The organism is Amycolatopsis sp. lyj-23 (genome assembly GCF_046549135.1).
In the GTDB taxonomy this organism is placed as follows: domain Bacteria; phylum Actinomycetota; class Actinomycetes; order Mycobacteriales; family Pseudonocardiaceae; genus Amycolatopsis.
This window is the reverse complement of record NZ_JAJPWN010000008.1, coordinates 258,339-275,875: the sequence shown is the minus strand read 5'-3', so window position 1 is coordinate 275,875 and position 17,537 is coordinate 258,339. Positions and strand designations below refer to the sequence as shown.

Annotated in this window: 21 protein-coding genes; 13 read left to right on the top strand and 8 right to left on the bottom strand. The window is 73.3% G+C overall.

Annotated elements, in window-relative coordinates; all coding sequences use genetic code 11:
* Positions 1-62 precede the first annotated feature (62 nt).
* Both ACLJPY_RS21710 and ACLJPY_RS21705 read left to right on the top strand, forming a co-directional pair.
* Positions 63-914: an NAD(P)-dependent oxidoreductase gene (locus tag ACLJPY_RS21710; protein WP_410590970.1), complete on the top strand. Its 852-nt coding sequence runs from the start codon at positions 63-65 to the stop codon at positions 912-914.
* Positions 911-1,660, top strand: coding sequence for an SDR family NAD(P)-dependent oxidoreductase (locus ACLJPY_RS21705; RefSeq protein ID WP_410590968.1), 750 nt, complete (start codon positions 911-913; stop codon positions 1,658-1,660). The genes ACLJPY_RS21710 and ACLJPY_RS21705 overlap by 4 nt, the downstream gene beginning before the upstream one ends.
* Before the next feature lie 292 nt (positions 1,661-1,952).
* Here ACLJPY_RS21705 and ACLJPY_RS21700 read toward each other — a convergent pair whose 3' ends face one another.
* Positions 1,953-2,729, bottom strand: a complete 777-nt coding sequence (locus tag ACLJPY_RS21700; protein WP_410590966.1) for an NAD(P)H-dependent oxidoreductase — start codon at positions 2,727-2,729, stop codon at positions 1,953-1,955.
* 71 nt (positions 2,730-2,800) lie between these two features.
* Here ACLJPY_RS21700 and ACLJPY_RS21695 point away from each other — a divergent pair, with 71 nt between their 5' ends.
* On the top strand, positions 2,801-3,799 hold the full coding sequence (locus ACLJPY_RS21695) for a GlxA family transcriptional regulator (RefSeq protein WP_410590964.1): 999 nt from the start codon (positions 2,801-2,803) through the stop codon (positions 3,797-3,799).
* A gap of 20 nt (positions 3,800-3,819) precedes the next feature.
* Entirely contained in the window at positions 3,820-4,704 is an 885-nt protein-coding gene (locus ACLJPY_RS21690; RefSeq protein ID WP_410590962.1) for a transglutaminase domain-containing protein, read from the top strand.
* Here ACLJPY_RS21690 and ACLJPY_RS21685 read toward each other — a convergent pair.
* From ACLJPY_RS21685 to ACLJPY_RS21675, 3 genes are all read right to left on the bottom strand, one after another.
* On the bottom strand, positions 4,661-5,563 hold the full coding sequence (locus ACLJPY_RS21685) for a LysR family transcriptional regulator (RefSeq protein WP_410590961.1): 903 nt from the start codon (positions 5,561-5,563) through the stop codon (positions 4,661-4,663). The genes ACLJPY_RS21690 and ACLJPY_RS21685 overlap by 44 nt on opposite strands.
* Before the next feature lie 185 nt (positions 5,564-5,748).
* Positions 5,749-6,390, bottom strand: coding sequence for a TetR/AcrR family transcriptional regulator (locus tag ACLJPY_RS21680; RefSeq protein WP_410590959.1), 642 nt, complete (start codon positions 6,388-6,390; stop codon positions 5,749-5,751).
* A gap of 25 nt (positions 6,391-6,415) precedes the next feature.
* Positions 6,416-7,234, bottom strand: coding sequence for a class I SAM-dependent methyltransferase (locus ACLJPY_RS21675; RefSeq protein ID WP_410590957.1), 819 nt, complete (start codon positions 7,232-7,234; stop codon positions 6,416-6,418).
* Positions 7,235-7,424: 190 nt separating this feature from the next.
* Here ACLJPY_RS21675 and ACLJPY_RS21670 point away from each other — a divergent pair, with 190 nt between their 5' ends.
* Positions 7,425-8,012, top strand: a complete 588-nt coding sequence (locus tag ACLJPY_RS21670) for a dihydrofolate reductase family protein (RefSeq protein ID WP_410590955.1) — start codon at positions 7,425-7,427, stop codon at positions 8,010-8,012.
* Here the strand turns inward: ACLJPY_RS21670 and ACLJPY_RS21665 are convergent.
* Positions 8,002-8,853: a sigma-70 family RNA polymerase sigma factor gene (locus ACLJPY_RS21665; RefSeq protein ID WP_410590953.1), complete on the bottom strand. Its 852-nt coding sequence runs from the start codon at positions 8,851-8,853 to the stop codon at positions 8,002-8,004. The genes ACLJPY_RS21670 and ACLJPY_RS21665 overlap by 11 nt on opposite strands.
* 65 nt (positions 8,854-8,918) lie before the next feature.
* On the opposite strand from ACLJPY_RS21665, the gene ACLJPY_RS21660 reads away from it, so the two are divergent.
* Positions 8,919-9,968: an alkene reductase gene (locus ACLJPY_RS21660; protein ID WP_410590951.1), complete on the top strand. Its 1,050-nt coding sequence runs from the start codon at positions 8,919-8,921 to the stop codon at positions 9,966-9,968.
* 62 nt (positions 9,969-10,030) lie between these two features.
* Here the strand turns inward: ACLJPY_RS21660 and ACLJPY_RS21655 are convergent, their stop codons facing one another.
* Positions 10,031-10,369, bottom strand: coding sequence for a VOC family protein (locus ACLJPY_RS21655; RefSeq protein ID WP_410590949.1), 339 nt, complete (start codon positions 10,367-10,369; stop codon positions 10,031-10,033).
* Positions 10,370-10,379: 10 nt separating this feature from the next.
* Entirely contained in the window at positions 10,380-10,700 is a 321-nt protein-coding gene (locus ACLJPY_RS21650) for a DUF6223 family protein (protein WP_410590947.1), read from the bottom strand.
* A gap of 187 nt (positions 10,701-10,887) precedes the next feature.
* Here ACLJPY_RS21650 and ACLJPY_RS21645 point away from each other — a divergent pair, with 187 nt between their 5' ends.
* Positions 10,888-11,991, top strand: coding sequence for a sensor histidine kinase (locus tag ACLJPY_RS21645; RefSeq protein WP_410590945.1), 1,104 nt, complete (start codon positions 10,888-10,890; stop codon positions 11,989-11,991).
* Positions 11,988-12,656 (top strand): response regulator, encoded by a 669-nt coding sequence (locus ACLJPY_RS21640; protein ID WP_410590943.1) that lies wholly within the window; start codon positions 11,988-11,990, stop codon positions 12,654-12,656. Before ACLJPY_RS21645 ends, ACLJPY_RS21640 begins: the two co-directional genes overlap by 4 nt.
* Here the strand turns inward: ACLJPY_RS21640 and ACLJPY_RS21635 are convergent.
* Positions 12,629-13,657 carry a C40 family peptidase gene (locus ACLJPY_RS21635; RefSeq protein ID WP_410590941.1) on the bottom strand — a complete coding sequence of 343 codons (1,029 nt, stop codon included), beginning with the start codon at positions 13,655-13,657 and terminating at the stop codon, positions 12,629-12,631. The genes ACLJPY_RS21640 and ACLJPY_RS21635 overlap by 28 nt on opposite strands.
* Positions 13,658-13,738: 81 nt before the next feature.
* Between ACLJPY_RS21635 and ACLJPY_RS21630 the strand changes: the two genes are divergently transcribed.
* The 5 genes from ACLJPY_RS21630 to ACLJPY_RS21610 all read left to right on the top strand — a co-directional run bounded on the left by ACLJPY_RS21630 (position 13,739) and on the right by ACLJPY_RS21610 (position 17,520).
* Positions 13,739-14,536, top strand: a complete 798-nt coding sequence (locus ACLJPY_RS21630) for a biotin--[acetyl-CoA-carboxylase] ligase (RefSeq protein WP_410590939.1) — start codon at positions 13,739-13,741, stop codon at positions 14,534-14,536.
* An 85-nt stretch (positions 14,537-14,621) separates the two neighbouring features.
* The gene (locus ACLJPY_RS21625; protein WP_410590937.1) at positions 14,622-15,197 is read left to right on the top strand and encodes a PH domain-containing protein; all 576 of its coding nucleotides are present in this window, start codon (positions 14,622-14,624) and stop codon (positions 15,195-15,197) included.
* Entirely contained in the window at positions 15,197-16,126 is a 930-nt protein-coding gene (locus ACLJPY_RS21620) for a hydroxymethylglutaryl-CoA lyase (protein ID WP_410590935.1), read from the top strand. Before ACLJPY_RS21625 ends, ACLJPY_RS21620 begins: the two co-directional genes overlap by 1 nt.
* 150 nt (positions 16,127-16,276) lie before the next feature.
* The gene (locus ACLJPY_RS21615) at positions 16,277-17,260 is read left to right on the top strand and encodes a TNT domain-containing protein (RefSeq protein ID WP_410590934.1); all 984 of its coding nucleotides are present in this window, start codon (positions 16,277-16,279) and stop codon (positions 17,258-17,260) included.
* Complete coding sequence (locus ACLJPY_RS21610) at positions 17,260-17,520, top strand: hypothetical protein (protein WP_003105220.1); 261 nt, start codon at positions 17,260-17,262, stop codon at positions 17,518-17,520. The genes ACLJPY_RS21615 and ACLJPY_RS21610 overlap by 1 nt, the downstream gene beginning before the upstream one ends.
* Positions 17,521-17,537 lie beyond the last annotated feature (17 nt).

Genomic DNA, 17,537 nt, shown 5'->3' with positions numbered 1-17,537 from the left:
TGGGTACCTGACTTATTAGTCGGTACTTGTCCAGTGTAAAGCGCGCCAGCAGCATGGAAGCCATGGGAGAAAGCAAGAAACAGGTGGGCGTGCTCGGCCTGGGGCGGATGGGCGCCGCCCTCGCCGGCGCGCTCGTGGGGGCGGGACACGACGTCTCGGTGTGGAACCGGTCGCCGCTCAAGGCGGGACCGCTGCTCGATCGCGGCGCCCGGCTCGCGGCGACACCGGCGGAAGCGGCTTCGGCGGACGTCGTCCTCAGCTGTCTGTCCACATACGACGCTCAGCAGCCGGTGCTGGAAGCCGCGGCGCCGAAGGTGCTCGTCAACCTCACGTCCGGGACGCCGGAGCAGGCGCGCGGCGTCGCGAAGTGGGCGGCCTCCGAGGGGATCGACTACGTGGACGGCGTCATCATGGCCGTACCGCAGGGCATCGGGACACCGGAGGCGCAGATCCTCTACGGCGGCAGCGAATCGGCCTTCACGGCGCAGCGAGACGTGCTCGAAGTGCTGGGAACACCGGTGTTCCTCGGCGAGGACGCCGGGCGGCCGGCGCTGTACGACCTGGCGCTGCTCGGCATGATGTGGTCGGCCATGGCCGGCTACCTGCACGCGCTCGCGCTGGTCGGGACCGAGGGTGTCACGCCGGAGCAGTTCACGCAGATGGCGTCGGCGTGGCACTCGGCCGTCGGCGGGTTCCTGCCGGGCATCGGCGCCCAGGTCGCCAGCGGGGACTACGCCACCGAAGTGTCCGCTTTGGACATCAACGCGGCCGGGCTCGGCCTGCTGGTCGAGACGAGCCGCGCGCAGGGGATCAGCACCGCGGTGCCCGCGGGGCTGGCAGAGTTGTTCGACCGCGCGGTCGCGGCGGGCCACGGCTCGCACGCGATCGCCAGCGTCATCGAGGAGATCCGGTGAAGTACGTCGGCAAGAAGGCGGTCGTGACCGGCGGCACGCACGGCATGGGCATGGCGGTGGTCCGCGCCCTGCTCGACGGCGGCGCGGAGGTGCTGCTGACCGGCCGGGACGTGTCACCGCTGGAAGGGAAGCTGCCGGGCAAGGCCCACCTGCTGTCGTCGGACGCGGCCCGCCTGGCCGACGTCGACGAGCTCGGCGCGGTGGCCGCGGACAAGCTCGGCGAACTGGACCTGGTGTTCGTCAACGTCGGGTTCTCGACGCTGACGCCGCACGAGGACGCGACCCCCGAACTGTACGACCGCACGTTCGACGTGAACACCAAGGGCGCGTACTTCACGGCCCGGCGGCTGGCACCGCTGGTCCGGCCGGGTGGTTCGTTCGTGTTCACAACGTCGGTCGCGGCCGAAGCGGGGATCGCGGGCATGGGCCTGTATTCGGCGGCGAAGGCGGCGGTGCGCTCGTTCGCCCGCACGTACGCGGCCGAGCTGGCGCCACGCGGGATCCGGGTCAACGTGGTCAGCCCCGGCTACACGGACACGCCGACGATGGGCGTGACGGGCGTGCCCGAAGCGGTACTGGCGCAGTTCAAGGCCATCGGCGACGAGACAACGCCCCTGAAGCGCCACGCGAGTTCGGAGGAGGTAGCGGCGGCGGTGCTGTTCCTGGCGTTCGAGGCGACGTTCACGACGGGCGCCGACCTCCCGGTGGACGGCGGCCTGGGTCAGCGCCTCACCTTGCCCGCGTAAGCGGCGGCTGGGTTCGGTTGCGGTTGTGGTGTGGCTGGGGTGGCGCCTCGCGTTGGCCGCGTGAGTGGCGGCCGGGGCCGGTAGCGCGCGTGGCGTGGCGTGGCGGCGCCTCGCGTTGGCCGCATGGGCGGCGGCTGCGGCCGGTAGCGGTTGTGGTGTGGCTGGTGGCGCCTGGCGTTGGCCGCGTGAGTGGCGGCTCGGAGCGGTGCGCCTGTGGCGTGGGCGGGGCAGGCCTTCGGCGGGGCTGCCCCGGCCACGCGGGCGGGCGGTGGCGCGTGGTCGGGGCCGTGCTTCAGCCGGCCTGCGTGAGGTGGGCGGCCAGCCCGGTGACTCCCGGGGCGCGGTCGGGGTGCAGGACCAGGTCGTCGTCGTAGTCGCCGCCGTTCTGGGTGCGGAACGGGATCGGTTCCGTCGTTGCCAGCGTTCGGAGGCGTTCGCGAAGCCGCGCTTGTGCCTCGGCGAACTGGTCGTCCGGGAGGCGGTCGGCGCCGTGGATCGCCAGGGGTGGCAGGACCGACATTCCCGTGTAGAAGAGCGTTCCGTGCTGCAGCGGGAACAGGACCTCGTCCAGTGCCCCGTTCACTCCGCGCGGGCCCATGGCCGGCTCGCGGGCACCCGCGGTGAGCACCACCATCGCGCGCTTGCCCGCGAGCCGGCCTTCGCCGTAGCGCAGGGGGCGGCCGTCCTCGGCGCGGATGCCGTAGCCGAAGCCCTTCACGAAAACGCGGTCGAACCAGCCCTTGAGGATCGCGGGCAGGCCGTACCACCACAGCGGGAACTGCACGACGACCGCGTCCGCCCACGTCAGCTTTTCCTGCTCGGCGACGATGTCCGCGCTCAGCTCCCCGCGCGCGAGCGCCCGGGCCGACGCCGCTCCGACGACCAGCCGCTCGTCGTCCGCTTCGGCACCGAAGTCGGCCGCGTCGACCACCGGGTTCCACTTCATCGCGTAGAGATCCGACTCCCGGACGGCGTGGCCGAGTTCCCGGAGCGTCCGGAGTCCGTCGTCGCGGAGGGCCCCGCTCAGCGAGCGCGGCTCGGGATGCGCGAAAACCCACAGCACGTTCATGACCTCGATGGTCACGCGGCCGCCCGATGCGATCGAGTGGCCCGATGGCCAATATGTGCAAGAATCGAGCCATGGCCGAATTCGTGCACCCCAACCGTCACCACGTCGCCGTCCTGGTCCGCCACGGCATGCTGGTGATGGAGCTGGGGATCGTCCAGCGCCTGTTCGGCCAGGCCCGCTCGGCTTCGGGCGAGCCGCTGTACGAGGTCGTGACCTGCACGCTCGAGCCCGGCCTGGTCCGCACGGACGCGGACATCGCCATCCCGGTCGACCGCGGCCCCGAGGTGCTGGCCGAAGCCGACACGGTGATCGTCCCGGCGTCGCTGGCCGAGTACGAGCCGATGGCGCGCGTGCTGACCCCGCCGCTCAAGGCCGCGCTCGACCGCATCCCGCCGGACGCGCGCATCGCCTCCATCTGCACCGGCGCGTTCGTCCTCGCCGCGGCCGGGCTGCTCGACGGCCGCCCGGCCACCACGCACTGGCGCTCCGCGGAGGACCTGCAGGTCCGGTTCCCCGAGGTCGACGTGGACCCGTGCGTGCTCTACACCGACGACGGCAACGTGTTGACGTCGGCCGGTGTCGCGGCCGGCATCGACCTGGTGCTGCACATGATCCGCCGCGACCACGGCGCGGCCGTGGCCAACGAAGTCGCCCGCGGAACGGTCGTGTCCCCGCACCGCGAGGGCGGCCAGGCCCAGTTCGTCCGGCGGCCGGTCCCCGAACCCCGTACGTCTTCGACCAAGGCGGCGCGGGCGTGGGCCCTTGAGAACCTGCACCGGCCGCTGACGCTGCGCGAGCTCGCCGCCCGCGAGGCGATGAGCACGCGCACGTTCACCCGCCGCTTCCGCGAGGAGGTCGGCATTTCGGCCGTGCAATGGCTGACGCAGCAACGGGTCGAGCGCGCCCGCCAGCTGCTCGAGGAGACCGACCTGCCGGTCGACCGGGTCGCCACGGAGGCAGGCTTCGGCACGGCGGCCTCGCTGCGCCAGCACTTCCAGGCGGCGCTCGGGGTGTCGCCGAGCGCGTACCGGTCGACGTTCCGCGGCGAACTGGCTGTTCAAGCCGGCTGAAATCCGGATAGCGTCGCGGGATGGACGACTTCTACGTCAGCCACAGCCGCTTCAGCGACCCGGGCCCGCACGCCGGCTGGCTGGACGCGGCCCCCGCCGACCTCGCTGCGCTGCGCGAAGCGGCGTCCCAGCTGGTGTTCCACTACTGGGGTGCGGGCCCCATCACCGAGCACGGTTTTCCGGCGGCCCGCAACGACGAAATCACCCTGCGGTACGCCGCGGACATGTGGGCACGCCTGCGCGAGCTCGACCCGGCGCCGCCCGGCGAGCCGCGGCCGCCGCTGCACCGGATCGTCGGCTGCTGCCGCGATTTCACGCTGCTCTTCGTCTCGATGGCGCGCCACCACGGCATCCCGGCCCGCGCCCGCGTCGGCTTCGCGAGCTACCTGGTGCCCGGCTGGTACCTCGACCACGTCGTCGCCGAGGTCCGCACCGCCGACGGCTGGCGCCTCGTCGAGCCCCAGCTGTCGCCCGGCTTCCAGGACCCAGTGGACGACGTCGAGTTCGACCTCCTCGACGTCCCCCGCGACCGGTTTCTGACCGGCCCCGCCGCGTGGACCGCAGCCCGTTCGGGCGAGCTCGACCCGGACCGGCTCGTCGTCTCGCCGGACCTGGACGTGCCGTTCCTGCGCGGCCTCCCGTACGCGTGGCACAACCTCGTGCTCGACCTGGCCGCGCTCAACAAGCACGAGATGCTCCAGTGGGACCTCTGGGGCGCCCTCGACGACTCCGTTTCGCTCGCCCCGGCCACCATCGCTCGCGCCGACGAACTGGCCGAGCTGATGGCCGGCGCGGACGCCGCCCGGCTGCGGGCCGCCTTCGAGGCCGACGACGTCCGGGTGCCACCGGTCATCTTCACGGTCACCCCGCCGGGACGGCTCCCGGCCGAGGTAGTGCTTCGCTGACCTCGGTGGCGGTCCGCACGAACCGCGCGATCCGCGGATCCCGCGCGCCGGCCGGCCAGGCGAGAGCCAGCGAGTACGGCGTCGCGTCGACGACCGGCCGGTAGACGACGTCGTCCCGCGACCGCAATTCGGCGACCGACACCGGCAGCAGCGCGACCGCCTGCCCGAGCGCGACCGTCTCCAGCAGCTGGGCGCTGTCGTGCACGACCGGCCCCGGGGTCACCGGCCCGCCGGTGACGTCCTGTCCGGACCAGTACGCCCGGTCGGCTGCGGAGGACAGCGGCCAGCACGGCGTCGGCCGCCCGGCGAGGTCGGCGCAGGTCAGCACCGATCGCCCGGCGAGCTCGTGGTCCGAAGGCAGCGCGGCCACCCGCGGCTCGCTGAACAGCACCTCGACGTCCAAGCCCTGGTGCGGACGGCCGTGGCAGCCGAGGACGGCCACGTCGGCCCGCCCGTCCTGCAGCATCTCCGTCTGCTCGCCGAACCCGCTGACCCGGACGTCGACCGGATCCGGGTGCGCATCGGCGATCCGCCGCAGCAGATCGGTGGCGACCCCCGGCTTCGCGGTGACGACGAGCGCCGGTGTCCGCTGCGCCGCCCGCCGGGTGCGCCGGACCGCCGCCGTGACGGCGTCCAGAGCCTTCGCCGACTCGGCGAAGAGGACGGCGCCGGCCGGCGTCAGCGAGACGTGCCGGCTGGTGCGTTCGAACAGCTGCACCCCGAGCCGCCGCTCCAGCAGCCGGATCGCGCGTGACAGTGGCGGCTGTGCCATCCCGAGCCGTTCGGCGGCGCGGGAGAAGTTCAGCTCTTCGGCGACCGCGCGGAAATACCGCAGCTCACGGACCTCGACGTCGTCCATACCGGGAGAGTATCGCGGCATAGTCCACAGGTCTTTCCCTTTCTGTTTCGCGCATGGTGGGCTTGGTGTCGATAACTCCACAAAGGACGGACAGTTCTGACGGGTGCGCAGCGCAACGCCCGGTCCACGGGGGAGCGCGGTCGCGGACGTGATGCGGGTGTGCGACGGCCGGATCGCGGAACGGGTCACCCGTCGGCGGCGGTCTCCGGTGGCGGTTCGGGGTCCTGCGGGGCGATGCCGTGGAGGGCGGCGGTCACGACCGCGTTCACCGGGGGTGGGTCCAGGGGGGCCGTGTGCGGGAAGACCGTCGTCAGCACCGAGGCGTGGCAGTAGCCGACCAGCATGGCCGCTGTTGCGTCCACTTCGGACTCCACGCGCAGGCGGCCCAGTGCCCGCTCCGCCTCGAGGTAAGCCACCAGGCGATCGCGCCAGTAGCCCGACCGCTCGCTGATCTCCGCGAACCGCTCCAGCACGCGCGGCTGCGCGACCAGCCCGCTGAACGCCGGCACGAGCGCCTTGTGCAGCGCCAGGCCGAACTCCACGTGGCGGCGGAGGTTGCCGGTCAGCGTGCCTTCGCCCGCCACCGGCAGCTCGCCCAGCTCGGCCTCCGTCGCGCGCACGTGCTCCAGCAAGGCCCGGGCCACCAGCTCCTCCTTGTCGGAGAAGTGGTTGTAGAGCACGCCGTCGGCGACGCCTGCCATGCGCGCGATCTCGCGCACGGTCATGCCGGTCGTGCCGTGTGCGGCGATCATCTTCTGCGCGGTCTCGACCAGCAGGTCGTGCAGTGACTGCCCGTCCCGCTGGGCGGCGGCTTTCCTCGGTGACATCACCCGCCATCGTACGGGCGCCGCGCTACGACCTCCTTCCCGTGACCAGCCACGCCGTGCCGCGCAGCCGGACCGCGTCGGGAGCCGCGAACGGCTCGAGCGCCACGGCCAGTGCCTCGGTCGCCTTGGCTGCCCTCGCGCTGCCGATCTGACCCAGCTGGTGGCGGACCGGACCCCAGTCCGCCATGAACCCCGCCGCGTCCGGGACGTCCCGGCCCCAGATCTGATCGGCTTCGACGCGGGTGCATTCCACGGCCTCGAAGCCGGCTTCGGTCAGCACGGCCCGGGTGCGGTCCGGATCCGCGAACGACGTCGGCCCGCTGCCGTCCGGCCCGGTCGGCTGCGGCAGGTAGGCCGCCAGCGCGCCGAACACCCGGCCGAGATCGGTGCCGGCCAGGGCGGTCAGGCACAGGAAAGCGAGCCGGCCGCCCGGGGACAGGGCCCGCCGGACGTTGGCGAACGCCGCCACCGGATCGGCGAAGAACATCACCCCGAACCGGCTGAGCGCCAGGTCGAACGCGCCTCCGGTGAACGGGTGGACCTGGACGTCCCCCTGCTCGAACGTCACGTTCGGCACTCCGGACGCCCGCGCCCGTGCGGTCGCGAGCATCGGCTCGGACAGGTCGACGCCGTGCGCGGAACGCCCGCGCGCCGCGGCGAGCCGCGTCAGCTGGCCGTTGCCGCAGCCGATGTCCAGCACGCGGTCCTCCGCGCTCACCCGGTCGAGCAGGTAGCCGTTGAAACCGCTGTTCACGTCGTCGTAGCGGTCGGCGTGCGCCGCCCAATGCCCGCCTTCGTAGCCGTTCCACGCCTCGGCCTGCGCGGTGTTGACGATCCCGGTCATCCCCGTCTCCCCTCTTATGAACGTACGTTCATGAACACCTGTTCATGGTCTCGCCACCCCCGGGGGCTGTCAAGCATCGGCCACCCGCCGCCGGATGTCGGCCAGGTGGCAGATCTTCCGGCCGGGCCGCCGCGGAAGACTTCTCGTCAGCAGGGCAAAGCGCCACTGACCAGGAAAAAGGGAGTTCGAAATGGCCGACGTCATCGCCAACATGTCCATGTCCCTCGACGGCTTCGTGGCCGACCCGGAGGACCGCATCGATCACCTGTTCGAGTGGTTCGGCAACGGCGACGTCGAGGTCCCCACCGCGGTCGAGTGGGCCACCTTCAAGACCTCCGAAGCCAGCGCGAAGATGCTGCGCCACGCCATGGCGAACGTCGGCGCGCTGCTCACCGGCCGCCGCCTGTTCAACCTCACCCAGGGCTGGGGTGGCACGCACCCGATGGGTGTCCCGGTCGTCGTCGTCACCCACGAAGAGCCGTCGGACTGGCCGCACCCGGACGCGCCGTTCACCTTCGTCACCGACGGCCTCGAAAGCGCCGTCGAGCAGGCCAAGAAGATCGCCGGCGACAAGAACGTGGCCGTCGCCAGCACGACGATCGCCCAGCAGTGCCTCAACCTCGGCCTGCTCGACGGCGTCCAGGTCGACCTGGTCCCCGTGCTGCTCGGCTCCGGCGTCCGCTTCTTCGACCACCTCGACGCCACCACCAAGCTGACCGACCCCGAGGTCGTCGAAGGCACGGGCGTGACGCACCTGTCCTACCGGATCAAGCGCTGAGGAGGCTGACGTGCAGCGCGGCGAGGCGGGCGGGGTCGGCGATCACCTCGTACGCCGCCACCCGCTCGCCTTCGACCGTCACGGCCAAGGCGAGCACCAGCCGGCCGCGCAGCGCCACGACGACACCGACCGCGCCGTCGACGAGGGCCGTTTCGCCGAACCGGGCCCGTTTTCCGAAGACCCGGATTTCCTCGGCCACCGCACGGGCTCCTCGCGTCTCGAGCGCCGCACCCGCCGGCAACGCGGCCGCGTCGGCGCGGCGGACGACGTCCGGGGCCAGCACGTCGAGCAACGCGGTGAGGTCGCCGCCGCGGGCCGCGGCCAGGAACGCGTCGACCACCCGGCGGTGCCGGGCCAGGTCGGCCGGCGGCAGCGGCGCGGTCCCGCGGACCCGCTGCCGCGCGCGGCTCGCCAGCTTCTTCGCCGCCACCGGCGTGCGGTCCAGCACCGGGGCGATCCGGTCGAACGGCACCGCGAACAGGTCGTGCAGCACGAACGCGATCCGCTCGGCCGGGCCGAGCGCGGCCAGCACGACGAGCAGCGCGCGGCCCACCGAGTCGGCGAGCGCGGCTTCGTCCGCCGGATCGCCGTCGTCGACCGGCTCCAGGACCACGTCGAAGGGCTCCTCGCGGCGGGCTTTCCGCGAGCGCAGGACGTCCAGGCAGACACGGGAAACGACCGTCGTCAGCCAGGCCGCCAGGTTGTCCACCGAGTCCACCCGGTTCAGCCGCAGCCACGCCTCCTGGACGGCGTCGTCCGCTTCGGCCGCCGAGCCGAGCATCCGGTAGGCCAGCCCGCGCAGCCGGCCGCGCTCGGCCTCGAATTCCGCCGCCAGGTCCATCGGTCACCTTTCGCCCGTGTCCACCGTCGCCTCCTCGACGCATCCCCGCGACCGGAGGTGACCGGATGAGCTTGCTGACCCCCGCCGGCCTGGACGGCTGGCACCTGCCGAACCGGGTCGTCGTGGCCCCGACGACCCGGGCGCGCGTCCCGGGCGGAGTGCCCGGCGACCTCCAGGCGGCCTACTACGCGCAGCGCGCCGGCGCCGGGCTCATCGTCGCGGAAGGGACTTGGGTGAGCGAACGGGCCGTCGGCTTTCCGGACGTGCCCGGCGTGTACACCGAAGCGCAGGTCGCCGGGTGGCGGCGGGTGACCGGCGTCGTGCACGCGCTCGGCGGCCGGATCGTGCTGCAGCTGTGGCACACCGGGGCGGTGTCCCACCCGGACTTCCTCGGCGGCCGACCGGCGGGACCGTCGGCGGTGAACCCGCGCGAGCCGGTGCACACGGCGTCCGGGCGGCTTCGGACCGGCACCCCTCGGGAGATGAGCCCGGCCGAGGTGCGGGCGACGGTCGCGGACTACGGCACGGCAGCGGAGAACGCGCGCCGCGCCGGGTTCGACGGCGTCGAGATCGCGGCCAACGGGGTGTACCTGCTCGCGCAGTTCCTGCACCCGCGGCTCAACCGCCGCACCGACGCCTACGGCGGCTCCGCGGCTGCCCGCCGGAGGTTGCTCGCGGAGGTCGTCGACGCGGCCGCCGCGCACGGTCGCGTCGGGGTGCGGCTTTCGCCGTGGTGGACCGGCGGACTGTTCACTGTGGACGAAGCCCTTCGCGCCGAGTACGAAGAGCTGGTCGCCGGGCTCACCGCGGACTACCTGCACCTGAGGGGACCCGACACCGGGCCGGACTTCGCCGCCTTCGCCCGCTACCGGGAGCTGTTCGACGGCCTGCTGATCGTCAACAACGGGTTTGACCGCGAGTCCGGCAACGCCGTGGTCGAGGCCGGTATCGCCGACGCGGTGTCCTACGCCCGGCACTTCGTCGCGAACCCGGACCTGGTGACGCGGTTCGCGCTCGACCTGCCGACGGCGCCGGCCGACCCCGCGACCTTCTACGGCGGCGGGGCGGCCGGTTACGTCGAGCAGGCAGCCGCGATGGCAGTGGTGTCCCGGTAGAACGGGCGCACTTCGGCGAGTCGCTCGTCCGCCACCCCGATCGTCCGGAGGATCGGGAAGGCTCAAGCCTCCGGTGACCACACCGCCAGTTCGCTCCCGCCGGGCTCGCGGAAGTGGAACCGGCGGCCGCCCGGGAACGCGAACGGCTCCTTCGTCACCACGCCGCCCGCGGCTTCCACCGCCGTGCGGGCCACCACCAGGTCGTCCGTGCGGATCGTCACCAGCGGTGCGCGGGGCCGCTCGGCCGGGTCCGACTGGAAGCCCAAGGTGAGGCCGCCGGCCCGGACGTCGGTGTAGTCCGGGCCGTACGGTGTCACCGTCCAGCCGAACGCGCGCTCGAAGAACCGGCCCGACGCCGCGGCGGACGACGACGGGAACTCGGCGAAATCGACTTCGTCCATGCCCGGGACGCTAGCGGCGACCACCGACAAAACCGCGCGAGCGAGCCATCGCCAGTCCCCCGAGAGCCAGGGCCGCCACGCCGATCACCAGGTCCACGTAACCGCCGACGATCCCGTACCCCGTGCCGGGGCCGCCTTTCGCGGCGGCCACCACCCACCCGCCGATGACCACCGCGGCCAGGCCGCCGGCCAGTGCCACGACGGTTCCGCGGCCGCGGGCCAGGGCCGAGCCGCCCGCGATCACCCCCGCCACGCCGAGGACCGCGGCGATCAGGGACCAGAGCCGGCCGGGGGTCAGGTCGTAGGTGCCGACGGCGGCTAGGACGTTCATGGGGTGCTCCTTTCGAGGCGGACGCCGGGAGCATGGCCGCCCGGCCCCTCGTGCGTCGTCGTGCCGAGGCAGGCACTTCGCGCTGCCGCCCGTGCAGGAGGAACCGGCGGGCTACCGCCGCTGCAGTAGCCGGGAAATGCGCTTCTCGCGGGAGTTCTCCGCGCGCGGACCCGGTTAGGGTGCGTGGGTGAGCCGCGCGCAGGTCGTCGACGGGGTGATCGCCGCCGGGGTCGCGGCGGCGCTGGTGGTCGCCGGGCTGTCCGGCGCCCACCGGAGCGCGGGCCTCGACGTGCTGGGGTACGCGGCGCTCGCGGCCGGCGGGCTGGTGCTGGCCGCGCGGCGCCGGGCGCCGGTCGCCGTGCTGGCCGCGACCGCCGTCTGCGCGCTGGCGTACCAGGCCGCCGGCTTCGAAGTGCCCGTTGTCGCTTACCTCTTCGCCGTGTACGCCGCCGTTCGGGCGGGACACCGGGTCGCCGCGATCGTCGCTTCGGTGCTCATGCTGGCCGGGATCCCGCTCGCGCTCCTGGCTTCCGGCGTGCCGGGCGCCGGCGCGGCGTTCACGCAGGCCCGGGACGTCCTCCAGCTCGCCTGGCTGATCGCCGCCGGAGCGGCGGGAGAGGCGTTGCGCCAGGCCGAGCGCCGCGCCGACGAAGCCGAACGCACCCGCGAGGAAACCGCGCGCCGGCGCGCGGACGAGGAGCGGCTGCACATCGCGCGGGAGCTGCACGACTCGCTCACTCACCAGATCTCCGTCATCAAGGTGCAGGCCGAAGTCGCCGTCCACCTGGCCCGCAAGCGGGGCGAAGACGTGCCGGAGGCCCTCCTGGCGATCCGCGACGCCGGCCGCGACGCGGCCCGGGAACTGCGCGCGACGCTGGAGGCCTTGCGCGACGACGACAAGAACCCGCCGCACGGGCTCGAGGACGTCCCCGGCCTGGTCGACCGCGCCCGCTCCGGCGGTCTCGACGCGCGGCTGACGATCGAAGGACGCTGTGACGACGTGCCCGCGGCGGTCGGCCGGACGGCCTACCGGATCGTCCAGGAGTCGCTGACCAACGTCGTCCGGCACGCCGCCGCGGCCAGTGCGTCGGTCCGGATCGACCACCGGCCGGGCACGCTCGTCGTGCGCGTGGACGACGACGGCGAGACCACTGTGGATAGTGCGCCGGGCGTGGGCCTGACCGGGATGCGCGAGCGCGTCACGGCCCTCGGCGGCCGGCTCCACGCCGGGCCGCGCCGCGAAGGCGGGTTCAGCGTCCGGGCCGAGCTCCCCGTGGACGACCCGGCATGATCCGCGTCCTGCTGGCCGACGACCAGCCGCTCATCCGCAGCGGGTTCCGCGCGCTCCTCGACGCCGAGGCCGACGTCGAGGTGGTCGCCGAGGCGGCCGACGGCGGCGAAGCCGTGACGCTCGCCTTGGCCCACCTGCCGGACGTCGTGCTCCTCGACGTCCGCATGCCGGGCGTCGACGGCCTCGAGGCGACCCGCCGCATCGCCGCGGACCCGGCCCTGTCCGCCGTGCACGTCGTCATCCTGACCAACTACGGCTTCGACGAGTACGTCTTCGAAGCCCTGCGCGCCGGCGCCGCGGGGTTCCTCGTCAAGGACATCCGGCCGGAGGACTTCCTGCACGCCGTGCGCGTCGCGGCCCGCGGCGACGCGCTGCTGGCGCCGTCGATCACCCGCAAGCTGATCGACCGGTACGTGTCGCAGCCGCCGGTGCCCGGGACGCGGCTGGCCGAGCTGACCAACCGCGAGCGGGAGGCGGTCGCGCTGGTGGCCCGCGGGTTGTCCAACGACGAGGTCGCGGCCCGGATGGTGATCAGCCCGCTGACCGCGAAGACGCACGTCAACCGGGCGATGGTGAAGCTGCACGCGCGTGACCGGGCCCAGCTCGTGGTGTTCGCCTACGAGTCCGGGCTGGTGCCTCAGGCCGGCCGGCCCGCGCCCGCGTAGTCGTCGCCCTTCGAGTGGTACGTGTGGATCTGGATCGCCTGGCCCTCGGTCGGCGCGTTGATCATCAGGCCGTTGCCCAGGTACAGGCCGACGTGGTGGATGAAGGTCGCCGGGTTGCCGTAGAACACCAGGTCACCCAGGCGCGGCTCCTGCGTGGCCGGGACCGGCGGCAGCGCGCGGAACTGGCTGTCCGCCGTCCGCGGCAGTGACACGCCCGCGCTGTCGTACGACGCCTTCGTCAGGCCCGAGCAGTCGAAGCCCGCCGCGCCCGCGTCCGGGCCGTTGCCGCCCCAGACGTACGGGAGACCCAGCTGGCCGAGCGCGAAGCGGGTGGCGCGGACCCGCGGGGAGTCCGCCGACGCCGGGTCCAGCGACAGGGTCGCGTACAGCTGGGCCATGCCCAGGACGCGCTGGCGGAACAGCTCCGTGTCGCTGCCCGGGTGGTACGCCGCGATCGCCTTCCACCAGCCCGGGCCCGCGCCCAGGTCGGTGCCGCCCGCGCACAGGGCGCGCCCGGCCGCGACCGGTGCGTCGGTGCCGTACTTCTTGGTCTGGGCCGCCGTCAGCCCCAGCAGGTTGCCGCCGCCGCGGCCGTGGTTCGACGCCGCCGAGCCGACGCCCGCGAGCGTCACCCACGAGAGGTGGCACGACGGGTCTTCGCTGCGCAGCGCCAGTTCGCCGTTCGCGTAGCCGATCAGCGCGTCCGCGGGGATGTCGAGGGGCCCGGCCAGCTGGTCGGCCCACTGCCGCAACGGGCTCTTGCCGCCCTGGCCGGACGCGCCCTGGCCCGGCTCCTGCGCCTTCACCGGTGCGCTCACTTCGAGGACCGACGGGCCGGGCGCCGCGTCACGCACCACCGGCAGCGCGGCCGGGGCGGCCGGGGGTTCCGGCGAACGGTCGGCCAGCAGCCACCCCGCCGTGACGAGCCCGGCGACGAGCGGCAGCGCGACCAGGCCGCGCAGCGCCGCGCCGCGGGCCCAGGAAGTCTGCTTCGTCGTCACAGGTTCCAACTTAGAAGAGCGCACCTGTTAGTGAACGAGCGAGTAGCTTGCACGTTAGGGGGACTCCCATATTGTGGGCACATGCCTGAGATCGACGCCGGCCGGCTGACTGCGGCGCTCCAAGATCGTTATCCGCGGGTCGACGTCGTCGAGCGCACCGGCTCCACCAACGCCGACCTGCGGAAAGCGCTCGAAGAAGGCGCCGTGGACCGGACCGTCCTGCTCGCCGAGGAGCAGACCGCGGGCGTCGGCCGGCGGGCACGTTCGTGGAGCTCGCCGAAGGGTGCCGGGCTGTACCTGAGCGTCGCCCTCCGGCCGGGTGTCCCCTTCGCGGTGCTCGGCTCACTGTCCGTCGTCGCCGGGCTCGCCGTCCGGGCGGCCGCCGCGTCCGTCGGGGTGGACGCCGTGCTCAAGTGGCCCAACGACGTCCTCGTCGGCGGCGCCAAGGTGGCCGGCATCCTCGCCGAAGCCGTCGCCGGCCCCGACCCGTCGGTCGTGCTCGGCATCGGGCTCAACGTCCTGCCGCTCGGCGACGTCCAGCCGGGCCCCGGCGGCCTGCCCGCGACGTCGCTGGCCGAGCGGGGCGCCACGAACACCGACCGCACCGACGTCGCCATCGCGCTGCTCACCGGCTTCGCCGACCTGGAACAGCGCTGGCGGCTGGCCGGCGGCGACCTCACCGAGGCCGGGCTGCTCGGCGACTACCGGACCCACTGCGCCACCCTCGGCCAGGACGTCGAGGTCCAGCTGCCGGACGGGACGTCGCTGACCGGCCGCGCGGCCGACATCGACGCCGCCGGCCAGCTGCAGGTCGACGTCCCGGGCGGGCAGCGGCACACCGTGTTCGCGGGTGACGTGGTGCACGTCCGCCCGGCCTGATCCATCAGGGCGTTGCCCGCACCGGCCGGCCCTCTCGCCGGTACGGTGGGACGACACCGCCGCACCGACCTTGGGAGCGTCCGCCGTGGCTTATCCGGACGATTTGCTCAGCGAGCAAGAGCACGTCGTGGTGCACAGTCACCCGCACTTCAAGATGCTGATCTTCCCGACGCTCGCGCTGCTGGTCACCCTGGGCGCGGGCACCTGGCTCGCGGTACTGGCCAAGGACGCGTCGTCGCCGTGGAACTCGGTCGGGCTGATCGCCATCGGCGTCGTCGCGCTCGTGCTGGTCGTGTGGCTGTTCCTGGCGCCGCTCGTGCGCTGGCGGACCACCCACTTCATCGTCACGACCGACCGCCTGATCGCCCGCGAGGGCGTCCTCAAGCGCACCGGCATCGACATCCCGATGGGCCGGATCAACAGCGTCCAGTTCGAGCACGGCCTGCTGGACCGGGTCTTCGGCTGCGGCACGCTCATCATCGAATCGGCCTCCGACGAGCCCCTGCGGTTCGAGGACATCCCGCACGTCGAGAAGGTGCACACGGTGATCTACCGCGAGGTCAACGACAACCCCTACGACGACTACCGGCCGGGCGCCCAGCAGACTACGCCGCTGCCGCCCCAGGGCGGCCGCCCGCCGCGTGGCGAGAGACACCGCTGATGGGCACGCGTGAACTCGGGCTGCCCGAGCGGGTCCCGTCGGCGGGTGAGCTGCCGGAGCGGATCACGATCTGGGAGGTCGGCCCGCGCGACGGGCTGCAGAACGAAAAGGCGATCGTCCCGGTCGAGGTCAAGCTGGAGTTCCTCGACCGGCTCGCCGGCGCCGGGCTCACCACGCTGGAAGCGACCAGCTTCGTCCACCCGAAGTGGGTGCCGCAGCTGGCCGACGCCGAACAGCTGCTGGCCCGCCTCGACCGCCGCGAAGGCGTCCGGTACCCGGTGCTGGTGCCGAACGAGAAGGGCCTGAACCGGGCCCTCGAAGCCGGCGTCGAGCACATCGCGATCTTCGCCAGCGCGACCGAGACGTTCGCGCGCAAGAACCTCAACTCCACGCTCGACGAGCAGTTCGCCATGTTCGAGCCGGTCGTCACGCGGGCGCGGGAAGCGGGCCTGGACGTCCGCGGGTACCTGTCGATGTGCTTCGGCGACCCGTGGGAAGGCGTCGTGCCGGCGAAGCAGGTCGCCGCGGCCGGCCGCCGCCTCCTGGACATGGGGTGCACGCAGCTTTCGCTGGGCGACACCATCGGCGTCGCGACCGCCGGCCAGGTCGAAAACCTGATCGGGCTCTTCGGCGACGTCGGTGCGCTGGCCGTGCACTTCCACGACACCTACGGGCAGGCGCTCGCCAACACCCTCGCGGCGCTCCGATGTGGAGTGTCGACTGTGGACTCGTCGGCGGGCGGGCTCGGCGGCTGCCCCTACGCCGAGTCGGCCACCGGCAACCTGGCGACCGAAGACCTGGTGTGGATGCTCGACGGGCTCGGCGTCGCCCACGGCGTCGACCTGGACGCGCTGGTGGCGGCCAGCGCGTGGATGGCGGGACAGCTCGGCCGCCCGAGCCCGTCCCGCGTGGTTGCCGCACTGAGCTGAGACATCCGGGGCTCCGCCACCCGGAGCCGCCGGAAGAACAGACCTCGTCGCGCCCCCGGGCAAGGGGTGCGGTATCAAGGGGGACCGGCAGCGCCGCGGCCGCGTCGAACATCGTGTGCCCGCGGGCACCGACCGAGCCGGAGGATGGGTGTGACCGAGCCTTCCGAGGCGGGCTCCGAACCGGTCGAGGCCGACCTCGACACCGGGCCGGTGCAGCTGCCCGGGTACGGCCTGGCGGATCCGGGCGCCTTCGAAGAGGCACCCACCCCACGCTCGGGCAACCCCGCGGCGTGGCCGCACGCGGTGTCGCCGCTGCTGCCGCCGTTCCCGCTGCCCCCGGCCCCGCCCGCCCCGCCGACGCCGCCCCCGCTGCCGCCGCCTCCGCCGCCGATAGCCGGGCCGCCGCCGGTGGCGGGACCGCCGCCGAACCCGGGTTCACCCGCGCCGCTGCCCCCGCTGGGCTCGCCCCGCACGGAACGGGAAAGCATCGTCGCCCTGTTCCTGGTGCACATGTTCCCGATCGGGCACCTGCCGGTGGCGATGGACAAGCCGGCGCGTCAGCTGCCGCTGCCCGACGACCCGGACGGCTTCCCGCCGAACGACCACCCGGACGCCCGGCTGATCTTCGACGACCAGGCCCTCACCAACGTCACCGCCGGGTTCCGCCGGTCGCCGACCGCCCCGTCGCGGCCGGTGCCGCGGCACCTGACCGCGGGGTACGTCCCGTACGCGCGGGCGACGCAGGCGGTGTGGATCCGCCGGTTCGTCGTCGGGCACAGCGAACTCGGCCCCGAGTACGCCTGGCCGCCGGGCGAGCAGTTCCCCGAGAGCAGCGTGGACTGGCCCGAGCCGGTGATGGTCCCGGCCGACACCGTGCTCGACCGCTTCGGCCCGGCGTACGGGCGCGTGCTGTACGAGGACGGCACGCCGTTCGCCGAACGCTCCCTGCCACCCGCGACACTGGACGCCGAGTACCGCCGGTACGTCGTGGTGCGCAAGGTGCCGATGTGGCGCTCGGAGACCGCGAACTGGTTCGGCCAGGTCGGCGGCGGCACCCGGTACCGTGCCCTGCTGGCGGCCGACGAACTCGTGACCCTCGGCTACCTCGCCGAGGCCAAGGGGGAAGAGGACTGATGAACACCCAGTCGATCCAGCGGTGGCTCGGCGTGCTGGGCGTGCCGCCGGAGGTCGTCTCGCTCGGCGCCGAGGTGGACAACGCCTGGTGCCTGATGCAGGGCGAGGACGAGGCGTGGGAGGTGTTCTGGCGCGAGCAGGGCAACCGCTACGACTGGGCGCGGTTCACCAGCGAACAGGTGGCGTGCCACTACCTCTTCGGCCGGCTGGCCTGGGCGCAGGTCGCCCGCGGCGCCGTCGGCCTGCTGCCCGGGTCGTGACGGACGCACGACCCGGG

Excerpts from the sequence above, each read along its gene's own strand:
- ACLJPY_RS21630 (WP_410590939.1), top strand. The coding sequence starts at position 13,739 with ATGCCTGAGATCGACGCCGGCCGGCTGACTGCGGCGCTCCAAGATCGT.
- ACLJPY_RS21700 (WP_410590966.1), bottom strand. The coding sequence starts at position 2,729 with ATGAACGTGCTGTGGGTTTTCGCGCATCCCGAGCCGCGCTCGCTGAGC.
- ACLJPY_RS21650 (WP_410590947.1), bottom strand. The coding sequence starts at position 10,700 with ATGAACGTCCTAGCCGCCGTCGGCACCTACGACCTGACCCCCGGCCGG.
- ACLJPY_RS21675 (WP_410590957.1), bottom strand. The coding sequence starts at position 7,234 with ATGACCGGGATCGTCAACACCGCGCAGGCCGAGGCGTGGAACGGCTAC.
- ACLJPY_RS21665 (WP_410590953.1), bottom strand. The coding sequence starts at position 8,853 with ATGGACCTGGCGGCGGAATTCGAGGCCGAGCGCGGCCGGCTGCGCGGG.
- ACLJPY_RS21660 (WP_410590951.1), top strand. The coding sequence starts at position 8,919 with ATGAGCTTGCTGACCCCCGCCGGCCTGGACGGCTGGCACCTGCCGAAC.
- ACLJPY_RS21670 (WP_410590955.1), top strand. The coding sequence starts at position 7,425 with ATGGCCGACGTCATCGCCAACATGTCCATGTCCCTCGACGGCTTCGTG.
- ACLJPY_RS21710 (WP_410590970.1), top strand. The coding sequence starts at position 63 with ATGGGAGAAAGCAAGAAACAGGTGGGCGTGCTCGGCCTGGGGCGGATG.
- ACLJPY_RS21695 (WP_410590964.1), top strand. The coding sequence starts at position 2,801 with ATGGCCGAATTCGTGCACCCCAACCGTCACCACGTCGCCGTCCTGGTC.
- ACLJPY_RS21680 (WP_410590959.1), bottom strand. The coding sequence starts at position 6,390 with ATGTCACCGAGGAAAGCCGCCGCCCAGCGGGACGGGCAGTCACTGCAC.
- ACLJPY_RS21655 (WP_410590949.1), bottom strand. The coding sequence starts at position 10,369 with ATGGACGAAGTCGATTTCGCCGAGTTCCCGTCGTCGTCCGCCGCGGCG.
- ACLJPY_RS21620 (WP_410590935.1), top strand. The coding sequence starts at position 15,197 with ATGGGCACGCGTGAACTCGGGCTGCCCGAGCGGGTCCCGTCGGCGGGT.
- ACLJPY_RS21685 (WP_410590961.1), bottom strand. The coding sequence starts at position 5,563 with ATGGACGACGTCGAGGTCCGTGAGCTGCGGTATTTCCGCGCGGTCGCC.
- ACLJPY_RS21690 (WP_410590962.1), top strand. The coding sequence starts at position 3,820 with ATGGACGACTTCTACGTCAGCCACAGCCGCTTCAGCGACCCGGGCCCG.
- ACLJPY_RS21640 (WP_410590943.1), top strand. The coding sequence starts at position 11,988 with ATGATCCGCGTCCTGCTGGCCGACGACCAGCCGCTCATCCGCAGCGGG.
- ACLJPY_RS21610 (WP_003105220.1), top strand. The coding sequence starts at position 17,260 with ATGAACACCCAGTCGATCCAGCGGTGGCTCGGCGTGCTGGGCGTGCCG.